This is a genomic window from Calderihabitans maritimus, from assembly GCF_002207765.1.
Taxonomy (GTDB): Bacteria; Bacillota; KKC1; order Calderihabitantales; family Calderihabitantaceae; genus Calderihabitans; species Calderihabitans maritimus.
On the sequence record NZ_BDGJ01000052.1, the window covers coordinates 1 to 2,962 of the forward strand.

Consider the following 2,962-nt stretch of genomic DNA (forward strand, 5'->3'; position numbering starts at 1 on the left):
ACTGGTCTACGAGCACCCGGTCGTGGAAGCAGGAAGCCTTGAGTAGAGATATTTTTCTATGAAAGGCGGAACGGGACGTCCTATCCCGAAAAGAATTTGTGTTCGCTTTCCTGGTCTCTTCATACTCCCTTCACAGGTTTATCATCTGGACATTGAACTTGTGCTGCCGGGAGACCGAAGTTGAATGGACCAAAAAATAAGGAGTAGTTGGACTACTCCTATTGTTGCGGCGGATTCTGAGGATTGTTAAACGAAGGAGGGGTGGGACCATGCAGTTGGGTGCCCACATAGTTTCCAGGCGTGGATAGGTCGAAATACAGGCGGGCGTTTTGGTCAATTCCCCAGTCTCTGTTGGAACCTGTATCTTGAATCTTTTGGAAACATTCGCGAAACATGGTATTATGAGCTTCTTCCCTGTTGAGTAGGAAATCGATCATCTGGCGGACATATTTGTCATTAATTTGGCGGTGAAGGTATTCGTAAACTACTTTTGCCCTTTGTTCTGCCGCTATGTTTGATAACAAATCTGCCGGTAGGTCGCCGGTCACATTAACGTAAGCGGCTGTCCAGAGTTCTCCTGAGGCGTTAGTTAACATGGGATTCAACCCACTCAAAATATGGCTTTCAATGCTTCCAACGGTCGCACTGGTAGCGGTTGGGTCGTGACCGTTCAATAGATTAATGGCAGTGGCCACCATTTCCATGTGGCTCATTTCTTCGGCGGCGATATCAAGGAAAACATCCTTTATTTCCGGATTTTTAATTCTAAAGCTTTGGCAGATATATTGCATAGCCGCCTTGAGTTCGCCGTGAGGGCCTCCCAATTGTTCCTGCAGCATGGTAGCGTAAGTGGGATTGGGCCGCTCCACCTTAACCTCAGCCAACAATTGTTTGTCATGTTTAAACATCGCTGTTCCCCCTTGTTTTTTGATCATGATCAGTTTAAGTTTATATTTTGTTAAGCATTCATTATTCATTCAGGCTAATTCATGTTAATGCTTCCTATTTTTTTGCATTTCGATTAGGGACGGTTCGGCGGGAGAGCTCGGGCCAGAGCTACGCGCTGCTGCTGCCCGCCGCGAGTCCCGCATCCCTACCAGTTCCAGTACTTCTTCCAGGCGACGGCGTTCTTGCGTGCGGGACAGGCGTTTCAGACCGAAACAAATATTTTTAGCTACGGTCATGTGGGGAAAGAGGGAAAATTTCCTGTCACCGGCAGGAAACTGAAGCTCAGAGTCGAAATTTCTGGAAGGGAAGTGGTTCTAAAAAAATTTTAGCAAAGGTGAGTGAAAAATTTGGCGGGATATTTTGATTTTGAGCGGAACGAGCCTTGTCCCTGCGGCAGCGGGAGAAAGTACAAGAAGTGTTGCCGAAACACGGTAGAGGATTATTACATGTCCTGGAGAGAAAAAGATTGGAGCTTGATGGAGCCGCCATTTGCCCAAGCGCTGGCGGCGTTGTGCGGTCTACGGCCCGACAGAGATGAAAGGGTGCCGGGAGTTGAAGAGGTGGAAGAAGCCTTAAGCTATATTGAAGACAATTTTTTCCAAAAAGAAAAAGAAGAAGATCTGGTTGCCTTTCTCAGTGGGATGGCCAACGAGTTCATGCGTTTGCTCAAAGAAGATGAGTATTTTCGCCATATTCGTCTCAGTTTGGACGAGGCCGTAGATTTGTCGGAACACCTTGATGAACATGTATCCGAATTAGGACAAGACCCGGATAGGGAAGCCTTTGAGAATGTATTCGAGGCGGTAATGACAGAGTGGCTTGAAAAAATGGGGGAAGAAGAGAATGGTGATCTGGCCTGGAAGATATTTTTCGGTTTACGCCAGAAAGGGTATGCATTAAGAGAAAGAGCTGCCTTGCTTTTCGCCTTGAAGTTATTTTCCGAAAAGATAAGAACAGCGACTAATCCCTTTTGGGAAGCGGTGGTGCGGGTTTCTATATTTGAGGCCTGGAAGGGCATGGAGGAGCTGGAGAAATTTCGTGAGAATGAAGGAAAGGTTACTATGGAGGAAATACTGGAAAAATATCCTATCATAAAAAAGGATATATCTCAACGTCATTATATTAAACTGTTGCCGGCTATAGGGCTGATATTAACTGGTAGGCTGGAATTCAAATTGCCGGCCTACGCGGTACTGGGGGGAATACTTAAAGCTGTAGAACACCAGGCAAAAAGGGTACTGGAAGAAGGGAAAAGCGATTTTCCAGCCGAAGACCTTTCCGAGAAGTTGAAAGACCTTTCTCCGGACGATGAACTTAATCGTTTGTTAGTAGAAACTGCCTGGGATATTGATTATGAAATCTTTGTAGATACTGCAGTTACTTTTTTGGATAATTGGCTGCATAATGAAGGGAAAGATGAGACGGAAGAAGTTCGGGAAGCCGTGAAGGTTTTAAAGGAAAGCTTTGGGGATAGCCTTGTCGATAGTTCAGCCACGGTTTATTTTATGCATTATGTTTTATGTCTGGCGCATGCCTTTGGAAGACGGGAGGCTTCCCTGCCTGTTCTGGGTGATGAGAAAGGACCTGGTATTGCCTGGGAGCAGATTTATACGCCAGAAGGTCTTGAGGCCTACGCCCGTTATCTGGAGAAAATGGGTAAGCCGGAGGCCGCTGAGCACGTGAGACGGGTTAAAGAAGAAGTACTTCTGAACAAGGTTCAGCCTTAAGACACCGCTGCTGAGGAGGTATTAACATAGAGAACATATGTGCGATTCAGAATTGATTTTTTCCCGCTGCTTGATGTATAATCTTACCAGGAGAAACGCGGGGGTGATCAATTCATGGAATGGACAAATGAGATACAAGAATTGAGGAGGGAATTACGGGTAGAATTCAGGAACATTTATAAAAAAATGGAAGAGTTTCAATTAATACTTAATCAACTGATGGTGGCTTTAAAGGAAGTTCATGGTGATGTGAAGGAGAACCGCCAAGCTATAGAGGGGAACCGCCA

General features: G+C 45.7%; 2 protein-coding genes. One reads left to right on the forward strand and one right to left on the reverse strand.

The genetic code is table 11. The features are described from left to right. Positions 1-218 precede the first annotated feature (218 nt). Positions 219-908, reverse strand: a complete 690-nt coding sequence (locus tag KKC1_RS05650; RefSeq protein WP_088553518.1) for a manganese catalase family protein — start codon at positions 906-908, stop codon at positions 219-221. 387 nt (positions 909-1,295) lie between these two features. Between KKC1_RS05650 and KKC1_RS05655 the strand changes: the two genes are divergently transcribed. After that, a complete protein-coding gene (locus KKC1_RS05655; protein ID WP_192868101.1) occupies positions 1,296-2,675 on the forward strand; it encodes an SEC-C domain-containing protein in 1,380 nt (459 codons plus the stop codon). Positions 2,676-2,962: the final 287 nt, after the last annotated feature.

Excerpts from the sequence above, each read along its gene's own strand:
- KKC1_RS05650 (WP_088553518.1), bottom strand. The coding sequence starts at position 908 with ATGTTTAAACATGACAAACAATTGTTGGCTGAGGTTAAGGTGGAGCGG.